Source organism: Candidatus Korarchaeota archaeon NZ13-K (genome assembly GCA_003344655.1).
GTDB lineage: Archaea > Korarchaeota > Korarchaeia > Korarchaeales > Korarchaeaceae > Korarchaeum.
The window spans coordinates 1-20,564 of record MAIU01000016.1; the positions used below are offsets into that span (position 1 = coordinate 1).

20 protein-coding genes are annotated in these 20,564 nt (G+C 56.2%); 11 read left to right on the forward strand and 9 right to left on the reverse strand.

Annotated features, from left to right (window positions below; all coding sequences use genetic code 11):
* The 4 genes from BA066_03280 to BA066_03295 form a co-directional block, all read right to left on the reverse strand.
* Positions 1-509 (reverse strand): MBL fold metallo-hydrolase (locus BA066_03280; protein ID RDD53640.1); only part of this gene is annotated, 509 nt, incomplete at its 3' end.
* Positions 509-946, reverse strand: a complete 438-nt coding sequence (locus tag BA066_03285) for a hypothetical protein (GenBank protein RDD53641.1) — start codon at positions 944-946, stop codon at positions 509-511. The genes BA066_03285 and BA066_03280, both read right to left, overlap by 1 nt.
* Positions 931-1,188, reverse strand: a complete 258-nt coding sequence (locus BA066_03290) for a 30S ribosomal protein S25e (protein ID RDD53642.1) — start codon at positions 1,186-1,188, stop codon at positions 931-933. The genes BA066_03285 and BA066_03290 overlap by 16 nt, the downstream gene beginning before the upstream one ends.
* A gap of 44 nt (positions 1,189-1,232) precedes the next feature.
* The gene (locus BA066_03295; GenBank protein RDD53643.1) at positions 1,233-2,012 is read right to left on the reverse strand and encodes a hypothetical protein; all 780 of its coding nucleotides are present in this window, start codon (positions 2,010-2,012) and stop codon (positions 1,233-1,235) included.
* A 286-nt stretch (positions 2,013-2,298) separates the two neighbouring features.
* Here BA066_03295 and rimI point away from each other — a divergent pair, with 286 nt between their 5' ends.
* From rimI to BA066_03315, 4 genes are read left to right on the forward strand one after another with little or no spacing between them, the layout of a single operon-like run.
* A complete protein-coding gene (gene rimI, locus BA066_03300; protein ID RDD53644.1) occupies positions 2,299-2,826 on the forward strand; it encodes a ribosomal-protein-alanine N-acetyltransferase in 528 nt (175 codons plus the stop codon).
* Entirely contained in the window at positions 2,823-3,050 is a 228-nt protein-coding gene (locus tag BA066_03305) for a sulfurtransferase TusA family protein (GenBank protein RDD53645.1), read from the forward strand. The genes rimI and BA066_03305 overlap by 4 nt, the downstream gene beginning before the upstream one ends.
* Entirely contained in the window at positions 3,050-4,291 is a 1,242-nt protein-coding gene (locus BA066_03310) for an adenosylhomocysteinase (protein RDD53659.1), read from the forward strand. Before BA066_03305 ends, BA066_03310 begins: the two co-directional genes overlap by 1 nt.
* 2 nt (positions 4,292-4,293) lie before the next feature.
* The gene (locus tag BA066_03315; GenBank protein RDD53646.1) at positions 4,294-5,382 is read left to right on the forward strand and encodes a radical SAM protein; all 1,089 of its coding nucleotides are present in this window, start codon (positions 4,294-4,296) and stop codon (positions 5,380-5,382) included.
* 3 nt (positions 5,383-5,385) lie between these two features.
* Here BA066_03315 and BA066_03320 read toward each other — a convergent pair whose 3' ends face one another.
* The gene (locus BA066_03320) at positions 5,386-6,657 is read right to left on the reverse strand and encodes an MBL fold metallo-hydrolase (GenBank protein ID RDD53647.1); all 1,272 of its coding nucleotides are present in this window, start codon (positions 6,655-6,657) and stop codon (positions 5,386-5,388) included.
* Between the two features lie 99 nt (positions 6,658-6,756).
* On the opposite strand from BA066_03320, the gene metG reads away from it, so the two are divergent.
* Positions 6,757-7,083 (forward strand): methionine--tRNA ligase subunit beta, encoded by a 327-nt coding sequence (gene metG, locus BA066_03325; GenBank protein RDD53648.1) that lies wholly within the window; start codon positions 6,757-6,759, stop codon positions 7,081-7,083.
* 2 nt (positions 7,084-7,085) lie between these two features.
* Here metG and BA066_03330 read toward each other — a convergent pair whose 3' ends face one another.
* The 3 genes from BA066_03330 to BA066_03340 all read right to left on the reverse strand — a co-directional run bounded on the left by BA066_03330 (position 7,086) and on the right by BA066_03340 (position 9,699).
* A complete protein-coding gene (locus BA066_03330; protein RDD53649.1) occupies positions 7,086-7,490 on the reverse strand; it encodes a hypothetical protein in 405 nt (134 codons plus the stop codon).
* 4 nt (positions 7,491-7,494) lie between these two features.
* Positions 7,495-8,202, reverse strand: coding sequence for a PspA/IM30 family protein (locus BA066_03335; GenBank protein ID RDD53650.1), 708 nt, complete (start codon positions 8,200-8,202; stop codon positions 7,495-7,497).
* 84 nt (positions 8,203-8,286) lie between these two features.
* The gene (locus tag BA066_03340) at positions 8,287-9,699 is read right to left on the reverse strand and encodes a CoA-binding protein (protein ID RDD53651.1); all 1,413 of its coding nucleotides are present in this window, start codon (positions 9,697-9,699) and stop codon (positions 8,287-8,289) included.
* A 384-nt stretch (positions 9,700-10,083) separates the two neighbouring features.
* Between BA066_03340 and BA066_03345 the strand changes: the two genes are divergently transcribed.
* Genes BA066_03345 through BA066_03370 form a run of 6 tightly spaced genes read left to right on the forward strand, consistent with a single transcriptional unit; the run spans position 10,084 to position 20,229 of the window.
* Entirely contained in the window at positions 10,084-11,211 is a 1,128-nt protein-coding gene (locus BA066_03345; GenBank protein RDD53652.1) for a hypothetical protein, read from the forward strand.
* The gene (locus tag BA066_03350) at positions 11,189-12,790 is read left to right on the forward strand and encodes an ATP-binding protein (protein RDD53653.1); all 1,602 of its coding nucleotides are present in this window, start codon (positions 11,189-11,191) and stop codon (positions 12,788-12,790) included. The genes BA066_03345 and BA066_03350 overlap by 23 nt, the downstream gene beginning before the upstream one ends.
* Before the next feature lie 2 nt (positions 12,791-12,792).
* Positions 12,793-13,962 carry a DNA repair exonuclease gene (locus tag BA066_03355; GenBank protein RDD53654.1) on the forward strand — a complete coding sequence of 390 codons (1,170 nt, stop codon included), beginning with the start codon at positions 12,793-12,795 and terminating at the stop codon, positions 13,960-13,962.
* Positions 13,893-16,676: a hypothetical protein gene (locus tag BA066_03360; GenBank protein ID RDD53655.1), complete on the forward strand. Its 2,784-nt coding sequence runs from the start codon at positions 13,893-13,895 to the stop codon at positions 16,674-16,676. Before BA066_03355 ends, BA066_03360 begins: the two co-directional genes overlap by 70 nt.
* A 22-nt stretch (positions 16,677-16,698) precedes the next feature.
* Complete coding sequence (locus tag BA066_03365; GenBank protein ID RDD53656.1) at positions 16,699-17,154, forward strand: Hsp20/alpha crystallin family protein; 456 nt, start codon at positions 16,699-16,701, stop codon at positions 17,152-17,154.
* Between the two features lie 6 nt (positions 17,155-17,160).
* The gene (locus BA066_03370) at positions 17,161-20,229 is read left to right on the forward strand and encodes a hypothetical protein (protein RDD53657.1); all 3,069 of its coding nucleotides are present in this window, start codon (positions 17,161-17,163) and stop codon (positions 20,227-20,229) included.
* Between the two features lie 6 nt (positions 20,230-20,235).
* Here BA066_03370 and BA066_03375 read toward each other — a convergent pair.
* Positions 20,236-20,564: S-adenosylmethionine synthetase (locus BA066_03375; protein ID RDD53658.1), on the reverse strand; the 329-nt coding region annotated here is incomplete at its 5' end.

A 20,564-nucleotide genomic window follows, 5' to 3' on the forward strand; every position in this document is an offset into this window, starting at 1 on the left:
ACGACCGCCCTGACAATCCTCACCGCCTCGGAGGGACTTGAGTTCGGCGATGGGGAGCCGACGGGGATGAAGGCCAGGTCCACCGGGGAGAAGGTCTGGAAGGCCCCCGAGAACCCGCTCCCGTCCCCATGGAAGATAGCTTTTCCTCCCATCTCCAGGAGCAGGACCACCGGGTGATGGCCGGGGTGCACCGCCCTGAGCGCGTGCACCCTAGCTCCGAGCTCCAGCATCTCCCCGTCCCTTATCCTGAGGACCCTCTCGCCGAACCTCCTCCTCAGGACCCTGTGGACCCCCGGATTGCAGATGACCCTGGCGTCGAACTCCGTCAGGATGGCCTCCAAGGAGTCTGGATCGAAGTGATCGGAGTGTTCGTGTGTGAAGAGGATCAGGTCAGGGCCTCCCAGCTGGAGCAGCTCAACAGGGGAGAAGAAGGAGGCCGGATCTATCAGGACCCTCAGATCACCGGAGTCTATGTAGACGGCTGAGCTGCCCTTCCATAAGAACCTCATCAGGCCCTCACCAGCTCCACCGTCGTACCCGTCTTCAGGTCGCCTATGAGCTCCACCCCAGATACCACCTTCCCCATGGGGTTGACGGACTCGTTCAACCTCGCATCAGATAGAGCGATCACGATCATCTTCTTGGAGAGCGAGTAAGCCACGTGTCCCCTCCTCATGGAGTTTCTCGGTTTCTCAGCCCTAGTATCGATGGGGACCGGTATGTAGAGGAGCTCACCGCTGTTCACGACCATCCCCCTGATTGGGAGGCTCCTGTAGAGCCTCTCGATCGTTATTGGGGAGAGATGCCTTATCAGCTCGAGCCTCACCTGGTCAGAGTTCCTCCATCTCAGCAGGACTATGTAGCTCCCTATCCCCTCTATCCTCTCTCTCAATACACGCTTCACCCCAGGGGAGGGGGTCCAAACAGCGCCTACCCCTCCTTGGATACCTTGGCCCTCGCTCCCATATAAATCCTTAGCCTGGAGTTCCCGTCCACGTAGACGACGATGCCCTCCCTCTCGAACTCCCTCAAGAGCTTTCTGGCGACGCTCACCCTTATGTTGTACTTCATGGCGAGTGATTGGGGCGTTATGTAGCTCGCCCTCACGACCTCCTTCCTGATCTGCTCCACCAGCTGGGGCTTGAGTTCAACGTCCCTTATGACCTTCTCAGCCTTCTCGGCGCTCATCGCATCACCTCACACCACGACCCCGGAGGATTTTTTAATGTAACTCAGCCGCCTCCCCTCCTCAGCGACTCCTCCTGGGATATGAGGAGCTCTATCCTCCTTCTCCTCTCCTCTATCTCCCTATCCAACACCGAGATGAGCTCCGCTCTCGAGTTGATGTCGCCCAATATTGATGATAGATCTAATATCTCCCTGTTAAGCTCCGTTAATTTCTCATTGGTTGACTCGATGACTCCAGCAACCTTCATGAGGCTGGAGATCGCCGGATATAGCTTTTTGACGAGGAGCTCGGAGGACTCCCTCACTTGCTGGGACATGCTCCTTATATCATCGCTCAGATCCTGCCTTATCCTCCTCAACTCCTCTATTTCCGCTACAAGAAGCTCTTTCCTTCCCTCCAATGCCTTGATCTCTGAGTTAAGCCTCCTTGAGGCTTCCTCAAGCCTGGATACCTCTTCCCTCAGAGCTGAGAGCCTGACATCCATTGAAGCAATCTCCGACTCTAAGGAGGACTTTCTGGCCTCCATCACGTTCAGTTCGGCCCTCAACCTCTCCCTTCCCTCTTTAAGCGCATCAAGATCCTTCTCCAGCTCCTTAATCTGGGACTCCATTTGCCCCATGAGGGTTCTTCTCTCCGCTATCTCCTGCTCGAGTGAGAGCCTCCTCCTCTGAAGCTCCTCCACCCACTTCAGGAGCATCTGATATCTGTTGTTAAGCCCCTCGATCTCCTTGTTAAGCCTCCCAGCCATCTTGCTGAGTTCCCTCACCCTATCCTCGAGCTCCTCCTTCTCAGCTATCCTCTCATCGAGATCCTCCCTGTCCATCCATCACCTCCCCTGACGCCGGCAGGAGAATTTTAAAGTGACGCCGCTCAGCCAGGTGTGACTTCGGTCCATCTGAACTCACCCGCTCCCAGGGAGCTGAATATCCTCAGGGGCTCGATGATCCGGAGGGGATGAGCTGCGGATACCGGAGCGGATATCGAGGCCATCCAGCTCATGGCTAATCCATCGCACCAAGGTCAAGGGGTATCAGGAGGCATTGATCCATTCGGCGGTCATCTCGGACCTTAGGGTAATTTTATTACCCTTTCCCGCGCCCACCCACTCGATGCTGCCGAACTACAGGATAAGGCCCTTCAAACCCGAGGATCTGGAGGACGTTGAGAGGATAAATAGGATATTCCTGCCGGAGAATTACCCCAGTTACTTCTTCCTGGAGAATTACAGGAGGTTTCCGAACAGCTTCTTCGTTGCCGAGACGGAGGATGGCAGGATAGTGGGATACGTCATGTGCAGGGTCGAGCCCCACTACGCCAAGGGCGCGACCCTGATCCTAGGGCACGTCCTCTCAATAGCGGTGAGCAAGGAGCACAGGAGGAGGGGGATCGGTGAGGCCCTCATGCTGAGGGCCGAGGAGGGTCTGATGACCTACGGATCGGAGGCTATCTACCTGGAGGTTCGGGTCTCCAACGATCCCGCGATAAGGCTTTATGAGAAGCTGGGATATAAGAAGCTTGGGATAATCCCCTTCTATTACGCCGATGGGGAGGACGCATTCCTCATGTATAAGATAGTGAGGGAGGGCCTTGATGATTCTCTCGTGTACCAAGCCTTGGGGAGGAGGGTCGTTCGGTGACTAGGACGGTGGATCTGAGGAGCATGAGGAGCCCCAGGGCGATCGTGCAAATAGCCAAGATAGTGAGCAAGTCCTCCCCCGGGGAGACCATCAACTTTTTAGTCGGCGATAAGGAGAGCGTCGATGATGTTTACGAGTGGATCGGGAGAACTGGTCACGTCCTCAAGTCTGTCTCAGAGAAGGATGGTTACTGGCTGATCCAGATAGTGAGGAGGGAGGGATGATCTTGCCGAAGGTGAAGGATCCCAGTCTGGCTGAAAGCGGCAGGAGGTCGATAGAATGGGCCAGTACTCACATGCCCGTGCTATCTGAGATATCCAGGAGGTTCTCGAGGGAAAAACCTCTGAAAGGCGTGAGGATATCGGCCAGCATGCACGTGACCAAGGAGACCGCTGTCCTCATGCTCGCGCTCAGGCAGGGGGGTGCGGATGTCTTCCTGGTGCCATCTAATCCGCTGTCGACCCAAGACGATGTGGCGGCGGCTTTGGCCGAAGAGGGCGTAGAGGTCCATGCGTGGAGGGGCATGTCGGATTCCGAGTACGTCCAAGCGATGGAGGATTGCCTCAAGGCGGAGCCCGATGTGACCATGGATGACGGTGGGGATCTGACCGTGCTGGCTCATGAGAGGGGTTATGCTGAGCGGATAATCGGCGGCACGGAGGAGACCACCACCGGGGTCATGAGGGAGAGGGCCCTCGAGAGGGAGGGCAGGCTCAGGTATCCGATAATAGCGGTGAACGATGCTGAGACCAAGAGGAACTTCGATAACGTTTACGGCACTGGTCAGAGCACGATAGACGGCATACTGAGGGCCACCAATGTGATGATCGCGGGCAAGTGGTTCGTCGTCTCCGGCTACGGCTACGTCGGTAGGGGCATCGCCTCCAGGGCTAAGGGGATGGGAGCGAAGGTCATCGTGACTGAGGTGGATCCAATAAGGGCGCTGATGGCCGCCATGGACGGATTCATAGTCATGCCGATGCGAGAGGCCGCGAAGATGGGTGACATCTTCGTCACCGCCACGGGCAATAGGGATGTCATAAGGGCTGAGCACTTGAGCTTGATGAAGGACGGCGCCATACTAGCAAACGCGGGCCATTTTGACGTGGAGATCTCTGTTAAGGACTTGGAGCTCATGTCCCTGGCCAAGAGGAATCTAAGGGACAACCTAACGGAGTACCTGCTCCCCAATGGTAGGAGGGTCTACCTCCTCGCGAGCGGAAGGCTGGTTAACCTTGTGGCTGCGGAAGGGCATCCGAGCGAGGTCATGGACATGAGCTTCGCCAATCAAGCTCTGAGCATTGAGTTCCTCATCGGGAAGAGGGGGGAGCTTCCCCATAGGGTGATGCCCGTGCCCAGGTTCATAGATGAGGAGGTCGCAAGGATAAAGCTCATGTCCATGGGCATAGAGATAGACTCCCTCACGCCGGAGCAGGAGGATTACATCAGAGGCTGGCGGGTCTGAGGATGGAGGAGCTACCCCTAGGCGCTCTTAGAGTGAGGGGATGGAGTGCTGGCTGCGATCTCTGCTGGAAGGGGGCTAAGAGCGTCATCTTCATCACCGGGGAGTGTCCACTCTACTCAAAATGCTTCTACTGCACAATAGCCGATTGGAGGAAGGGGAGGAGGGATCTCGTGATCGTGAACGAGAGGGTGGTCTCGGGCCCCTCGGATGCGCTGGAGGAGGTGAGGGTCAGCTCCTCCCTGGGTGCGGGGATAACGGGAGGGGAGCCCCTCATGGTCCCGGAGAGGGTTTCAAGCTACGTTGGGCTTCTCAAGGAGGCTTTCGGAAAGAGTTTTCACGTGCACGTATACACGAGCTCCATAGGCGTAGATGAGGGGAGCCTCTCCGCGCTTTACGATTCCGGTGTGGATGAGATCAGGTTTCACACATGGGATGAGAGGAATTGGGAGAAGATGAGGCTTGCTGTCTCTATGGGCTTCTCGGTGGGCGCTGAGATCCCATCGGTACCGATGGATCCTTGGATGAAGAGGATCAAGAAGCTCTCAAAATTCTTGGACAGTATCGGTGCCGATTTCCTGAACTTGAACGAGCTTGAGTTCACACCCTCGAACAGGGAGAGACTGCTGAGCATGGGGATGAGGCCGAGAGCGGATGATGAGGTGGCGGTCGAGGGGAGCTCCGAGACCGCCAGGGATGCGCTGGAGTACCTGGAGAGGGAGACGGGGATCATGGGATACTTCTGCCCCGCGGCTCAGAAGGAGTACCAGGTGAGGATGAGGTGGATGAGGAGGGCCGCCAACGTGGCCAAGCGTCACGAGACCCCGACCGATGAGGGGACCCTGGTATACGGAGAGGTCACTGGACCGGAGGAAAAGCTCGCCATGGTGATGCGGAGGTATGGTGGCTCCCTCGAGGATGGGAGACTCCTGATGGATGTCGAGTCATTCGAGAAAGCCCTTAGATTTCTGAAGAGACTTAACCTCGATGGGAGGCTGGTGGAGGTCATGCCCACGGAGGACAGGAGGGTCCTGCAGGTCTACCCCCTGGACTTCATCCTCAGGAGCAAAAGGAGGTTTAGGGGAGGTCGATAAAGCTCAAAGTTCTATCGTCTCATCCACCTCGGGGGCCCTCGCCTTTACCCCCATCCTCTCCTCGAGTTCCAAGGCGAACTCGCTTGTCCTGTCACCGTGGACCACTATCACCTCCTTAGGTCCCAGCTCCCGGATCAGCTTCAGGATGCCCGATCTGCTTGCGTGGGCTGAGAAGTTCAGCTGATTGACTTTCATATTTATCCAGTTCTCCTCCCCTCCTATCTCGATCTTTCCCTCTTCCAGCAATCTCCTTCCCTCCGATCCATCCACCTGATACCCTGTGAGGGTTATCATGCTGTTCTCATCGTCCTTCCTCTCCTTCAGGTAATAGTGCACGGGTCCCCCCTCGAGCATGCCGGACGTCGTGAGGACCACGCTGGGTCTCCTAGAGATCCTCTCCCTCATCCCCCAGTCCTTGACGGGCAGCAGGCTCCTTATGGTCAGCATCATCTCATCGTAGCTCCTCACCCTGTTCGAGAACTCGGCCGTTATCTCGGTGCTCTTCCTAGCCATGCCGTCCAAGAAGAGGTCGCCCCTGAAGCCCCTGGCCCTGAGGGCCATGGCCACCTCCAGGAGCCTGCCTATCGCGAAGCCTGCTATTATCGCGGTACCTCCTGAGCTTATGGTCTCCATCACGGCATCCCTGAGCAGCATCTCCTGTTTATCCCTCGGGGGATGTTCCCTCTTCGCGTAAGTCGACTCAGTGATCACCACATCGACGTCGGGCACGTCATCCAGGCGCGCCGAGGGCATGAGCCTAGACTCCACTGTGTTGAAGTCCCCGGTGTAGAGGATCGATTTGCCATCGTAGCTTATGTGAAACATGGCGCTGCCGGGGATGTGGCCCGCATCTATGGCTGTGACCTCTATGTCCCCCACCTTGAAGGGGACGTTGAACTCTATCTGCCTGAAGCTCTCGAGGAACCTGTTTACATCCCTGGCCCCGTATCCTATCTCATGATCCCTGATCTTAGCGACCTTTATTGTGTCATAGAGCAGGAGCTCAGTGTAGTGCTTTGTCACATCCAAGGCGTATACCGGTACCTCCTTTCCGCTGGCGAAGAGCCTCGGTATTGAGCCCGAGTGATCCAAGTGGGCATGGGAGAGTAGCACGGCATCCACCTCATCAGGCAGCGGGGGGAACTCGGGGTGCTGCTTGGGTATCAGCTTCATCCCATAATCGAGTAGGACCCTCGTTCTGCCGGCCTCAAGCAACAGTGCGCTCTTGCCGACCTCCCTAGTTCCCCCTAGGGCTGTTATCGTCAGCTTGGCCATTCACATCACCTCTCTTTCGGACCTCTTCAGGTCCTTAGCGCGGGTAAACCCCAGCATCCCTTTAAAAAGGTATGACTCGAGCTGCGCTGAGGTGGTTCCATGTCCCAAGTCCCGTTCTCAGAATTCAAGAAGCTGGACATAAGGATAGGGGAGATCTTGGAGGCCGAGAGGATAGAGGGAAGCAGGAAATTGATGAAGTTGGTGGTGGACCTGGGAGGGGAGAGGAGGCAGCTTGTCGCCGGAATAGCGGAGCATTACGATCCCAAGGACTTGGTGGGAAGGCAGATCGTCGTGGTAGTTAACCTTGAGAGGAGGAAGTTCATGGGAGTTGAGTCCCAGGGGATGCTTCTCGCGGCCGTGGTCGATGGAAGGCCCGTGCTGATAGGACCCGAGGAGAGGGTGCCCCCCGGGACCCCCGTGTCCTGAGGTCAGCCTCCCTCTTCCTCAGCCGCCCCTAGGATCCTGTAGACCTCCACCCCCTCATCTCCTATTCTTTTGAAGTCTAAAAGGGCAACTCCCTTCCTCTCAAGCCCCTCCAATATCCTCCTAGCCCTATCCACCGGTAAGTTCAGCTCAGATGAAACGTCCGCTATTGAGACGAATCCCCCCTTCCTCCTAGCGAGCCTTATCACGGCCGCCTCGAGCATCTCCTCACGGGTCTTGGCCTCGCCAACCTTGCCCCGGAGGTAGAGGAGGAGCCCCGCTATCGCGAGCAGCGAGAGCCCCGGCAGCAGGCGCCATGGTTCGTAGACACCAGCTATGATGAAGATCAGCCCGAAAAATATTAGTATTGCCGCTAATGCGTATGAGAGTATGTCCGAGAGGGAGGGCAAGGAATTAACCCCCGACCTCCTCCTTGAGCCTCCTCATCTCCTCCTCCAACTGCGCCTTAAGCTCTATCTTGCCGAGCTCCCTCTCGATCACGTCCTTTTCCTCCGGCTCTAGGAGATCGAGAGCGCCTCCTGTGGCTATCAGCTCATCCAGAGCCGCGGCCCTGGCCTTCATATCGTTGACCTTCTCCTCTGATCTCTCTATTATCCTAGCCACCGAGGCGAATTCATCTGAGAGACCCGTCACCATCCCCTGGACCTCGACCTGGGCCTTTGATGCCTCATACTCGGCCTTAAGCTGCTCCTTCTTCGCCTTAAATAAGTCAATTTTTGTCCTTAGATTGTCCCTAACTGTCAATAGTTTTTCCTCATCTTCCCTCATTTCATTTATTCTCTTCTCAAGGACCTCCCTCTGCTGGGAGAGCACGAGCTTCCTCTCTAGCGCCTGCTTCGCCAGGTCCTCCCTTCCAGCCTTGAGGGCCCTCCTCGCCTTTTCGTCCATGTCCTTGATCCTCTCATCCAGCCTCTCCAGCTCGAACTCCAGCTTCTTCCTAGCTGCTATCGCCCTAGAGAGAGCGATCTCCACGTTGTGAAGCTGCTGAACAAGCTTATCATACGCATAATCCAGCTGCTCCCTGGGATCCTCGAACCTATCGAATAGCTTGTTCAACTTGGCCTCTATGTTCACCCTCAGCCTATCCCAGAATCCGGACATGAGATCACCTGGCCTCACCGCATGCGCGAGATAAAAACGTTGCCCGGCCGGGCTCCCCGAGGGAACCCTAAAAATTTTTGAGGATCACGCTGAATTGGCTGGGGGCCGAGAGGCCCTGTTGGAGAGCCTCTTCAATGACTCCCCGTACTGCCTCAATGAGAGGAGCGCTTGGGCCGCCCTCTCAGGAGTCGGGAAGATGGGCAGTCCCCTCATCTTCAGGTCCTTGAGGATCTCCTCCACTTCCCGCGTGGTGGGAACGGCCACAGCAACCAGAGGTATTTTAGATGAATTCAAGAGCTCGGATAAAGCCTCCAAGGTCCTTCTGGGCACCATCCCGGGCACCCCGAGGAGGGGTATCAGGAGCATAGCATCATACTCTCCGCTCTCCGAAAATACCCTCCCGACCTCTAGGAACTGCTCTGGTGTGGAATCGCCGGTTAAGTCGGTTGGATTGCCGATCGGATAGTAGGGGGGAAGCTTCTCCCTCAACTTCCTCTCCAGATCCTCCGAGGGTGGGTTCAGCCGGAAGCCCAAGGACTCGAGGGCATCAACGGCCAGTATCCCGAAGCCTCCCCCGTTCGTGATGACGATCACCCTGTCGCCCATCACTGGGGGCTGCGATGCCAGCGCCATGGGGGAGTCGAGGAACCCACTCAGATCGTTCACGATCACACCCCCGCTCTGCCTAACGGCTGATTGGAACACCTCGCTGCTTCCCGCCAGCGAACCCGTATGACTCTTAACGGCCCTATTGCCCGATTGGGTCTTCCCTCCCTTCAGCACCACGACAGGTTTCCTGGCGGATGCCCTCCTCACCGCCTCCATGAACCTCCTGCCGTCAGCGACGCTCTCTATGTAGGCGGCTATCACCTTGGTGTCCTCGTCCTCCGCGAGGTAATCTATCAGCTCCCCCTCGTCCACATCCGCCCTGTTACCGTAGCTCACGAACTTGCTGACCCCTATTCCCTCCTTCCTCATCATCGTGAGCACAGTGCTGCCCAGGCTCCCGCTCTGGGTGAGGACCGCCACGCTCCCCTCCCCGGGCCTAGGTATGACGCTCTCGGGGAGGAAGAGAGTATCCAACTTATTCTTCGGATCGAATATCCCCAAGCAGTTGGGACCTATCAACCTCATACCGTGCCTCCTGACCGTTTCCACGAGTCTTCTTTCAAGCTCGTAGTTTCCCACCTCGGAGAACCCGCCTGAGATCACCAGGGCTCCTTTGGCTCCCTTTTCAGCGGCCTCCTCGACGATCCCAGGTGTGACCTCAGCCCGGACAGCCACAATCACGAGGTCCAGTTTGTCCGGTATCTGGGAGACGGATGGGTAGCACTTCAGATTCAGTATCTCATCGACGTTCGGATTGACCGGATAGATCCTCCCCTGAAATCCTATCTCCACCATCCTCCTGAGTATGACGTGCCCGACCTTCTCCTCGCTCCTCGAAGCGCCCACTATGGCGACGGAGCGTGGTCTGAAGAAGGCATCCAGTGACATAAGCACCCCCTAACTCCCCTCCTATCAGCGATATTATTACTTCTCCCGCGCGATGGGTCGCGGACCGCTCTCCGCCATGGTTCGATCCGAGCCCCGGTGTTCAGGACTGAGAGCGACCCATCTGAGCGGGGTCATAGGCAGAATTATCTTCCCCGGACCTCCGCAGGAAGGTCCCATTGGATCTTTGGCACTCATGACCGCTGAGACCCAAATCCCGGAGCACCTCACAGCTTTCATTCGGATAATCGCTTATAGTGGCAGTCTTCCGCACCATACGATGCACCATATAATCTCACAATCACCTCAATGTGACTCATTCAGCGGATCACCGGGATGCGGTATTGGGGGAACGAATAAAAAGAGAGACGCGGTAAGATTAACAGGATGCCGGAAAGAGGGGATCTTCCCTTTGAGTCCATCGAGGACATAATCATAATGATTAGAGGCGATCTCCGGAGATCACTGGCGGAGGAGGAGGGCCGCCTGGTGGATCCCCTCTGGAGGTCGGACCTCCCCGATCAAATCCATGGGAGCATTGCCGCGATAGACGGTGGCAGCAATAGGAGGCGCATAAATCAAGGTCAGGTGGTCTTCATAACTTCTTCCTCACTTTTCGAGAGGGGAAGTCGCGTCAGGAGGGCCAGGAAGTATCAGGTGGGTGTTCTGGATGACATTTGGCACGGTGAAAGGATATCCATATGCAGGGAGACCATGGAGGTTAAGATGGCCCTGAGAACCATTGAATCGTCTAACCCCGAGATATTGCTGCTGGACGGGTCCTTGGAGGCCCTCGCCGGGGAGCGGTTGACCCCCTTCGGGAGCAGGTACAGGTTCCTGCATACCAGGAGGTTCTTGGAGGATGTTGTGGATGAGATCAGGGAGGCAGGCATCGGCCTGACGGACGGTCTAGTGTCCCTGCTGCTGAATCCAGGCAACTCTGAGATCGTGGATGGCATCATCGAGGAATATTATAGGTCAAAGCTGGGTGAGGAGCTGAGGAGGGATGAGCTCGTGAGGATCAGGATGTTCCTGGAGAGGTACGAGACCCTCATCTCGCTTAACGAGCTCCTGAGTAAATCGGAAAGATTAGTGGCTATTTCTAAGAGATCGGGGAGCAGGGTATACTTTGAGTCCAGAATACCGGATTTGGAGATTGTGAGAAGATCCTGTCCGCTCAAGACAGGTTATCTAATCCCAAAGAAGATTTCTTTAAGGTTTCCTGAGTATTACGGTATCGAGAGCTCCTATCCAATAACGATAACCTACGCCAAGTTTGAGAGGAATTCAAACCCGCTCAGGATAGAGGTATTGGGTGAGCACGACGAGCAGTCGATGGGGAGGATACTCAGCTCCCTGGCCAGGAGCGCCGTTAGGGGATACCCCTATCACCTCAGGGTGGCGCACGAGATGGCTAGGATCGGGAAGGGGGAGGTGCTCCACCTGATGAAGAACCTCCTTTTGACGGACTGGATAAGCGGGAGGGAGGTTCTTGGAGAGCAGGACACTTGGTAAGGTCGCCCCGGGAACCACTCCTCTCTCCGCAAGCATGGTTGCTTACTCCGATGTCCTCCCCAGGGTCGGGGAGTACGTCCTGATAGAGGATGAGGCCACCAGGATCCTGGGCATGGTGACTGAGGTAGTGAGGGGGGCCTTCGAGTTCGAGAGGGAGGATCTCCTCCAAGCGGAGCATTATGATAAGATACTCAGCGTGCTCGACAAACCTTCTAACTGGGTCAGGGCATATGTAAAGATGATAGGCGTTCTGAACGGTGATGAGCTCTCCGGCCTGCCGAAGGTGCCCGTCTCACCGGCCGCTGAGGTGAGGGTGGCGCCCAGGGAGATCCTCGAGAAAATATTTAAACCAGCAGACGGTGATGGGGTGTGGATAGGAAAGCTCATCACCAGGGAGGACGTTGATGTATACCTGAATCCGGATGAGATACTGTCCAGGCACCTAGCTATACTCGCGGTCACGGGGGCCGGAAAGTCCAACACGGTGGCCGTGATACTGGAGGAGATCCTCAGGATGGGAGGTGTGGCTCTCCTCTTCGACGTCCATTCAGAGTACTCCGACATGGTGTTCAACTGCGATCATTGCCAAGTCGAGGTCATAAGACCGCTCATAGACCCCTCTACGCTCAGCCTGGATGAGACGGCCAGGTTGATCGGCATATCATATGAATCCGCGGCGAAGATGTACATATATCTCAAGAGGGCTTACAACTCCTCAAAGAGGCTCCTCAAGAGCGGAGAGCTCGGCAGATACATAAGCAGGGCCTGCATAGATGGCGATCCCGAGGACATGCTTGCCGGGATCCATGCGATAGTGAAGCTCTCCATAGATGAGGATGGCTCCTCGGACGACGAGAACCTCTTGAGGTATGAGAGCAGGGATAAGGATAGCGTCATGAGCCTTCTGGCCAGGCTGGAGCACGTCAGGGATAGATACTCCAGCGTCATAGCCCCGAGATCTGGCGAGATAGTGGACCATCTGAACTACGGTAAGCTTGTCGTGGTTGATCTGGGGAGCCTGGATTTCGAGCTGACGGATATAGTGGTTGGTAAGACCCTGTTGGCTCTACTCAGCAGAGCCAAGGCTGCGAGGGCCGGTTCTCTTAAGGGGAGTATCCCAATTCCCGTCCTGACGGTGCTGGAGGAGGCTCACGCCCTCATACCATCTGGCGAGAGGACATACACATCATCGGCAGCCGCCCAGATAGCCAAGGAGGGGAGGAAGTTCGGGGTGGGGCTTTGCCTGGTTAGCCAGAGACCGAAGGGCCTCAATTCGGACATACTCTCGCAGATGGTCAATAAGATAGTGTTGAGGATAATAGAGCCGGACGATCAGGCCTACATCAGGAGGACCACGGAGTTCCTGAGTGAGGACATGCTCTCATACCTTCCATCACTGGACGTCGGCGAGGCGGTCATAGTCGGTCCCATGGTTAGGATCCCCGCGCTGGTCAGGGTGAGGCTGTCAGAGGTCAAGAGGAGGGGGGAGAGCCTCAGAGCCCGTGAGCTCTGGAGGAAGGGTATCGAGAGGAGGGATGAGGAGCTGCGGGATGATTACTACTCAGCGATAGGTGGGTGAGGATGAGGGTCGTCCACATCTCCGACAGCCACCTCGGCAAGGTCCAGTTCAACTCACCCGAAAGGGAGGACGACTTCTACTCCTCCTTCGATAGGGCCGTGGAAGCTGCCATCTCCGAGAGACCGGACCTTTTGATCCACACAGGTGATCTGTTCGACAGCTATAGGCCTCATCCCAGGGCCTTCGTGAGGGCATTCGACTCTCTGGTGAAGCTGGCCGAGAGGGGCATTCCGATCGCGATAATAGAGGGTAACCATGAGCTCGGTCCCGATGTCGCCAGGAGGAAGATAACTTCTCCCCTGATAAACCTGGAGTCTCTGTTCTCTAGGGTTGGATACGGGAAGCTCTTCCTTAGGATGAGCGCCAGGGTGGAGAGGGTGGGCGATGTCGTGGTGGCGGGCCTGCCCTACAACAGTTCCGGGAAGGACGTCTCCAGGGCCATAGAGGCCTTGGAGAGGAGGGCCAGAGAGCTTTGCAGGTGCCCCTCGGTGCTGATGCTTCATCAGGGAGTGAGGGGTCTTATAAAAACTTTTTATCCTGAGCTCGAGTACTCGGACATAGCTAGGACGGGTTTCAGCTACGTGGCGATGGGGCACTATCACAACAGGGTCGTCCATGAGACCGGTCGCAGGTGCTTCGCCTACCCAGGATCCACAGAGATCGTCGAGCCTAGGGAGGCTTTCTTATCAGATGGAAGGAAGTACATCCTCTCCGTCGAGATCGAGGAGGATGGCGTGAGGGTGAGGAGCATCCCCCTGGAGACGAGGCCCTTCATAGTATTCTCCGAGAAGATAAGGAACACCAGGGATCTGTACATGCTTATGGAGAGAATTGGGTCCTCCATATCCAACTTAGGTGTGAAACCTGTCATCTATGGAAAGCTTCGCATCTCCGGACCGATTAGACCTGGTTTCGCATCAGGAGAGATCAAGAGGACCCTCTTTGACAGCGCTATACATCTATCCGTGAGGGAGGAGTTTGAGAGGGAGGAGGAACCGGAGGAGCTCCCGCGCTTGGGGATAGAGGACAACATTCACAAGCTGATAGCATCCGCCAAGGTCGATGAGGAGGTCAGGAGGTTGGCCCTGAGGGTCTTCGAGATATGGTACAGGGAGGGGAAGAGGGGGGAGGACTTCGTGAACGAGCTGATGAGGATGGTGGAGGAGCCTTGAGGATAAGGAGGCTCTACCTGGAGAACTTCGGCTCGCATCAAAGAACGGAGCTCACCTTCTCGGATGGGGTAAATGCGATAATCGGAAACAATGGGGCAGGGAAGACCACGTTGCTTGAGGCGATAGCATATGCTCTCTATCACAAGGCGGAGAGGCCTGTGGAGGATCTCATTAGGGCAGGAGCCCCCAGGATGAGGGTGGAGCTCGTGTTCGAGGTGGACGGGAGGACCTACCTAGTGATCAGGGAGAGAAGCAGGGATGGCGTCGTATCGGCCGAGCTGTATGAGCTCACTCAGGGGGGAAGGAGGTTCATACAGAGGGATCAGAACAAGGTCTCCTCCCAGATAGAGGCGATACTAGGGTTCGGAAGGGATGTGTTCCTCCAGGGGATCTACGTGAGGCAGGGTGAGATACAGAGGCTCCTTGAGGATCAGCCGGCGAGGAGGAAGGAGGTAATCGCAAGGCTTCTGGGAATCGAGATACTTGAGAGGATATGGAGCGACCTGAAGGGGGTCATAGAGAGGCTCGATGGTGAGATAGCTGCCCTGGAGAGGGAGATCCTCGCGATTGGCGACGTTGACAGGGAGAGGATGGAGGTGGCGAGGAGCATGGAGCACATAGAGGGGAGACTATCCGCATTGGTTGAGGAAATATCCTCGCTTGAGAGCTCAATCCTGGAGCTTAGGGGAAGGGTTGATGAGCTCGAAGCCAAGAGGGGGAGGTTCATCGAACTCAGATCACAGTTGGATGAGTTGAAGGCTAAGATATCCTCAAACCTCAAGAGGAAGGAGAAGCTCGAACTTGAACTCAGGGATTTGGATGAGGAGCTTTCCAAACTCAAGCAACTGGAGGCCCTCGCCTCCAGGTATGAGGAGATCTCCAGATTGAGGGATCTCCTCCTGATGCTCTCAGATCTGAGGAAGAGACTAGATCTATTGAGAGAGAGCATGAATGAGCTGAAGGTCATAGAGAGCGAGATTCAAGAGATTGAAGGCAAAAAAGAGTCTCTCGAGAGGGTCAGGGCGGAGTTGGAGGAGATGAGGTCCCTGAAGGATGAGTACATAAGGATGGAGGCTGAGCTTAAGGGTCTGAGGGAGAGGGAGAGAAGGGAGCTCAGGAAGCTATCTGATGCGGAGAGGAGGTTCAATGAGGTCATCGGGCTCCTCAGGGAGCTCTTGGTGGAGGTTCCCGATGATCCCCGCGGGGTGCTGGAGGTATACTCTAGGAGGATGGAGGAGCTCTCCGAGGGCCTGAGCTCGAGGGATTCGAGGATCAGGGAGCTTGAGGGAGAGATCGAGAGGATCTCCGCTAAGATGAATCAGTACACAATGTATTTGGAGGAACTGAGCAGTAACCCGGAGAGATGCCCACTATGCGGCTCCAAGCTGACCGCCGAGAGGGTGAAGTCCCTGAGGAGGGGGCTATCGGAGGGCATGGAGGCCATGAAATCGAGCTTATCCGAGATTGAGGGGGAGCTGAGGAGGCTTAAGGAGGAAAGGGATTCCATTTTGCGCCTGATCGAGAGGATGAGGGAGATACCACCTAGGACGCTCGCTGATATCTCAGAAGAACTGGAGGAGTCCAGAGGATCCCTGGAGGAGATCAGGGGCCTTTTGGAGGAGATCCGCAGGAATATTAGTGAGTTGGAGCTGAAACTGAGTAAACTACCAGAGTTGGAGGAGAGGTACCGCTCATTGATCGCCGAACTCAGTAAGGTGGACCTGCTGAGGAGGAGAGCCGATCAGATAAGGGAGTCCGTCAGCGGGCTTGATCCCGGCTCCCTCGAGCGGGAGCTCCTGAGAGTCAAGGGAGAAGTCGATGAGGCGATTGAGAGGTTAGGCATCAGTTTTGAGGACATCGAGGCGGAGTACTCCAAGTCCAGGAAGGCATTCATGGAGTACGGAAGGATCAGGGGGATGCTGATGGAGAGGGAGAGACTATCCAATGCTCTCAAGGAACTGGAGGAGGAGATATCCTCAGACGATGAGAGGGCCTCTCATCTGGAGGAGGAGATCCATAGACTCGGCTTCGATGAGCGATCCCTGGAGAGGGCCAGGTCTGAGCTGAGGGAGGCGGAGGAAAGGCTCAGGGAGCTGCTGAGGGAGAAGGGAGAGCTCGAGGGAACCCTTAGGGAGCTTCGCAAGAAGGAGGAAGAGCTTTCAGTAAAAACGGAGAAGCTTAGGGAATTAAGAGCGAAAAAGGAGAGATATGAGATCTTCAGATCGAGAATTCAGGGGGTGAGGGAGCTCTTCAGCAGGGACAAGGGGATCCAGCCGGCCCTCAGGGAGGCCGCGAGGCCCTTGATAGAGAGGGAGGTCAGCGAAATATTCGGTTCCTTCGGCTTCGATTATGACTCCGTAAGGCTGGATGAGGACTTCACTCCCATACTCAGGAGGGGGAACAGGGAGTACAGCTTCGATTTGCTGAGTGGCGGGGAGAGAATATCGCTGGCCCTCGCCCTGAGGCTGGCCATCGCCAGGTACCTGGTCTCCACCAAGATGGAGAGCTTCATACTGGACGAGCCAACGGTGCATCTGGATGATGAGAGGATAGAATACCTGCTGGAGGCTCTCTCGTCCCTTCAGATACCCCAGCTCATCGTGGTGACCCACTCACCCAGGTTCAGGGATATAGCATCCCGCTCCATACTTGTGAGCAAGGAGGGGGGTGTCTCCAGAGTCGAGGTCTTGGATGATGCTAGGGCAAGCGATTAAATAGGGATCACTGACTGATGAGGTGGGGGATTCGGTGGGAAGTGAGAGGAGAAAGACCCCTTATGACGACCCCTTCGATCGCTTCATCAGGGACGTCATGGAGCTGCTCAGGAAGATGGATGAGGATCTTTCCGGATTCATCAATGGCGACCTGTCCTGGGGCTTCGATCACGATCTCGGGGACGAGGAGGGGGTCGGGATCTCCCCCGAGGTTGAGTCCTTCCCTGAGGGGGGAGGGAGCGTGGAGTTAGAGGAGCAGGTGGTCGATGTCATAGATTTGGAGGATGAAATTATTATAGTGGCTGAGGCCCCTGGGGTGAGCAAGGATGAGATCTCCGTCAGGATTAAGGGAAAGGAAGTCACCATAAAAGCCGGTGAGCTCCTGAGGAGGATACAACTCCCGCTGGAGCCCGACCCAGATAGGGTCAGGGCCACCTATAGGAACGGCATCCTGGAGGTAAGGGTGCCGAAAAGGTAGCTGGAATTGAGCAGGATCTCATCCTCCTGCTTGCTCAGGTCCCTGGGCTATGATTTTGAGGTCCTCTCGGAGGACGAGGTGAGGCCGAGTAGGGCCGGCGTGAGGTTCGGGGACCTCTTCCCACAGCTGGCCCATCATGATGGAAGGTGCAGGGAGCTATCTGAGAAGGAGCTCTATCTTCACCAGATGGAGACCATCAGATCCCTGGAAAGCGGTAGGAACGTCGTCCTGATTTCAGGAACCGGGAGCGGTAAAACTGAGGCTTGGTTCTTCTACGCGGCCGGGGGAAAGAGGGCCCTGGTCCTCTACCCCACCCTCGCCCTGGCCAACGACCAGATCAGGAGGCTCGAGGAGTACTCCAGAGCCCTTGGGATCAGTCCCTACATAATAGATGCTAGGAGGAGGGAGTTGCTGGTCTCCAAGCATGGAAGGAGAGGTTTGAAGGGTATAGTATCCTCAGCAGACCTCTTGATAACTAACCCAGCATTCTTAATGTCTGATCTGAAGAGGATCGCTTCAAGAGGTTCCTATCTCCTCGGCTTCATCAAGAAGCTTGATCTCATCGTTCTGGATGAGCTCGATTTCTACGGCCCTAGGGAGGTGGCGCTCCTGCTCTCGATGCTGAGGGTTATCTCGCTTGTCTCCGGAGGGAACCCGCAGGTGGCCGTGCTTACGGCAGCCCTAGGGAACCCAGATGAGCTCGCCGAGTACCTCACGGATTTGAACGGAAGGGAGACCTCCGTGATAAGGGGGAACCCGTTCAGACCGAGGAATGAGGTTTATCTCATACTGGGAAAGAACCTGAGGAGCGTTTGGGATTGTCTGAGGTCTCATAAGGATGAGATACTCTCCGCCGATGTGGGGGAGGATGTCAGGAGCTCGCTGGAGAGCTACGAGATCTTCGAGAGGAACGTCTACAAGCTGGTGGAGATAGGGAGATCGCTCGGCATAGACTGCCCCCAGCCCCTCGTGGATCCTGCTGAGGTGATCTCCCACTATGAGGAGGATCATGGGGTCACCATAGTCTTCACTAACAGCATAAGGAGCGCCGAGAACCTGAGGAGGAGGCTAACGCATGAGTTCGGTGTCACGAGGGTCGCCTCCCACCATCACCTGGTCTCGAAGGAGGAGAGGGAGGAGATAGAGGAGGCCGCCAGATCTGGGGAGCTGAGGATCCTCATAAGCCCAAGAACCCTCTCTCAGGGCCTGGATATAGGGAACGTCATAAGGATAGTGCACCTTGGCCTCCCGGACAGCCTCAGGGAGTTCAAGCAGAGGGAGGGAAGGAAGGGAAGGAGGGAGGAGGTTGGATGGACCGAGAGCTTGATATTCCCGATCTACAAGTGGGATAGGGAGCTCCTGTCCAGGGGGACCAATGTCCTCATGGAATGGCTCGAGCTCCCGCTCGAGATAACCTTGGTGAACCCGAGGAATAAGTACTCAAGGCTGTTCGAGGGTCTCTTCAAGGCCCTGAACCCGGACCTGAGGGGCCTCCTGACGGAGGATGAGTTCAAGTTACTGGAGAGCCTAGGCCTCATACAGCAGGGGGAGCTGACGGAGAGAGGGAAGAGGACCTGGGAGATGATGAACTTCTACGAGTTCGGTCCTCCTTACGGCTTCAAGAGGGTCCTGAGGGAGGATGGTGACCTGCGCTACCTCGAGGACATAGGGCACTGCGATCTCGTGGAGAGGTTTCAACCGGGCTGCATAGATTATGGGAACGATGCTATAGTGGTGGATTTCAAGAGGAAGGGGAGGATAATAACTGGGGTCGTCGAGGAGCCGTTCAGGTACTCCACCATATACTCCTTCGACGCCCTCGCCTTCATGCTGGAGGAGTACGAGAGGGTGAAGTCGGAGTGGGGGGAGAGGCCGGACATAATGGAGGATTACTACAAGGGAAGGATAGGGAGCGAGGTCATCTGCGTGGTGGATCCTCCCGCGGACGGTTTCGGGCTCAGGACGAAGGTGCCCAACAGGGTTTACTGGAGGCTGGTCTCCTCGAGGGCGAGACCCGTGAGCGTGGGGAAGGGCACCATACTCATCAGGGAGAGCAGGTCCCTGCCCGTGATAGCGCCCACGGGAGGGGTGTACAGGGATTACACGTACGGGCTCTCAGTGGAGCTTGATCCGAGGGAGGACCTCACCTGGTTGAGGATAGGGCTCGCCACCCTCATGCTCATCCTGAGGCTCTCCCTGAGGATACCGATAGGCATCCTCTACTATGAGGTGGCCAATTTGGGTGAGAAGAAGGTAATGATGATGCATGAACCTGAATCGGCCGGACTAATAGAGGACCTGGACTGGCTGGAGGTTGCCAGGAGCGTGGAGCTCTTCAAGCCGGATGAGCTCTCCGAGGTCCTGATGATGCTCGTCGATGAGGAGGCCCACTACGAGCTAGTGATGAGGGGCTTGGATTGGGACCTGGCGAAGAGGTTCGCGAGGAGAGCTGTTGATTACATCCTGATGAGGCAGAGGATCCCTTTCGTGATCGAGGGGAAGGTCTTCATGATCCCCAAGCCGTCTAGGGCAAATAAGCTGATCTCGATCGATTTCATACGCGTGGACCTGGGGGAGGCCCTATCCCTCGGCTTCCTCGGGCTCTATGATGGGGAGAACGTGAGCCTCCAGACGGTCAAGAGGGAGTTCTTCGACTCATCGAGGATGGACCTCTCCCTACTAGAGGAATGCGTGAACGGGGGATTCTCCCTAGTCTGCTGGGATCTCGGGTCGCTCTTGGAGGACCTCTCCTCCCTCAACCAGAGGACCCTCTGCTACATACTCCAAGGTCTGAGGGATGAGGGGAGGCTCTTCGAGCTGCGGCCCTACGTCGAGGACTTCCTCGGGGTGAACCCCATCTCACTAGAGGAGGTGTCCAGAGGACTTTGGGGGATCGGCGGCTCCATTAAGGATCTAGTGGTCGAGGCCGGGAGGTCCTCCGCTGAGGTGGATCTCAAGGGGGTCTCGAGGTGGGAGAGCGCCACCAGGCACCTGAGGGAGAGGGCCGCCAAAATAATTGAGGAGAGGGTGAGGGCCATCTACCTCACTTTCCTGGCCCTCAGGGGGGATCGCTGAGCCCTCTCAGTAGACAGGTACCTCACCGTCTATCAACCTCTCGATGAACTGATCTATCCGTGAGATCTCCCTGAGGAGTATCTCCTCCACCTGTTTCCTCAGGTCCTCGAAGCCCGATTCCGTGAATATCTCAGCTGCTATGAATGTGGGCTCATTTATAGGGTATCCTATCCTGCTCAGGAGCCATACATATGCTTCTCTCACCTGAGGAAGCTCTTCAACTATCTTTTTAGCTATCTCATGCGCATAAACGTTGTATATTTTTCCAACATGACTCACGGGGTTCTTGCCGGCCGCGGCCTCGGAGCTCCTAGGCCTCATGAGGGATATGAGCC

Bases quoted from the DNA above. Each gene is read 5' to 3' on its own strand.
- BA066_03315 (RDD53646.1), top strand. From the start codon at position 4,294: ATGGAGGAGCTACCCCTAGGCGCTCTTAGAGTGAGGGGATGGAGTGCT.
- metG (RDD53648.1), top strand. From the start codon at position 6,757: ATGTCCCAAGTCCCGTTCTCAGAATTCAAGAAGCTGGACATAAGGATA.
- BA066_03345 (RDD53652.1), top strand. From the start codon at position 10,084: ATGCCGGAAAGAGGGGATCTTCCCTTTGAGTCCATCGAGGACATAATC.
- rimI (RDD53644.1), top strand. From the start codon at position 2,299: ATGCTGCCGAACTACAGGATAAGGCCCTTCAAACCCGAGGATCTGGAG.
- BA066_03320 (RDD53647.1), bottom strand. From the start codon at position 6,657: ATGGCCAAGCTGACGATAACAGCCCTAGGGGGAACTAGGGAGGTCGGC.
- BA066_03355 (RDD53654.1), top strand. From the start codon at position 12,793: ATGAGGGTCGTCCACATCTCCGACAGCCACCTCGGCAAGGTCCAGTTC.
- BA066_03340 (RDD53651.1), bottom strand. From the start codon at position 9,699: ATGTCACTGGATGCCTTCTTCAGACCACGCTCCGTCGCCATAGTGGGC.
- BA066_03360 (RDD53655.1), top strand. From the start codon at position 13,893: ATGGTACAGGGAGGGGAAGAGGGGGGAGGACTTCGTGAACGAGCTGAT.
- BA066_03295 (RDD53643.1), bottom strand. From the start codon at position 2,012: ATGGACAGGGAGGATCTCGATGAGAGGATAGCTGAGAAGGAGGAGCTC.
- BA066_03335 (RDD53650.1), bottom strand. From the start codon at position 8,202: ATGTCCGGATTCTGGGATAGGCTGAGGGTGAACATAGAGGCCAAGTTG.
- BA066_03290 (RDD53642.1), bottom strand. From the start codon at position 1,188: ATGAGCGCCGAGAAGGCTGAGAAGGTCATAAGGGACGTTGAACTCAAG.